The sequence below is a fragment of the Salifodinibacter halophilus genome (genome assembly GCA_012999515.1).
In the GTDB taxonomy this organism is placed as follows: domain Bacteria; phylum Pseudomonadota; class Gammaproteobacteria; order Nevskiales; family Salinisphaeraceae; genus Salifodinibacter; species Salifodinibacter halophilus.
In genome coordinates, this window is the sequence record JABEEB010000095.1 from 1 (window position 1) to 328 (window position 328).

Annotated in this window: 1 protein-coding gene; it reads right to left on the reverse strand. The window is 62.8% G+C overall.

The window, feature by feature from the left end:
• Window positions 1-328 (reverse strand): peptidase (locus tag HKX41_10850; protein ID NNC24628.1); only part of this gene is annotated, 328 nt, incomplete at both ends.

The window sequence follows — 328 nt, forward strand, 5'->3', positions numbered from 1 at the left end:
ATCGCCACCGCCTTGGCCGCGTCGGCCTCGGCGCGGGTGACGAAGTTCTGCTCGGCCATGCGGTCGAGGATGTAGTCGCGGCGGATCTTGGCGCGGTCGGGATTGTTCAGCGGATTGCCGCTGGACGGGAACTTCGGAATGCCGGCGAGCGAGGCCATCTCGTCCAGGCTCAGCTCGTTCATCTTCTTGCCGTAATAGAACTCGGCCGCAGCGCCGACGCCGTAGGCGCGGTTGCCGAAGAAGCTCTTGTTCAAGTACAGCTCGAAGATCTCATCCTTGCTCAGTTCCTGCTCCATGCGCATCGCCAGCAGCATTTCGCCGAGCTTGC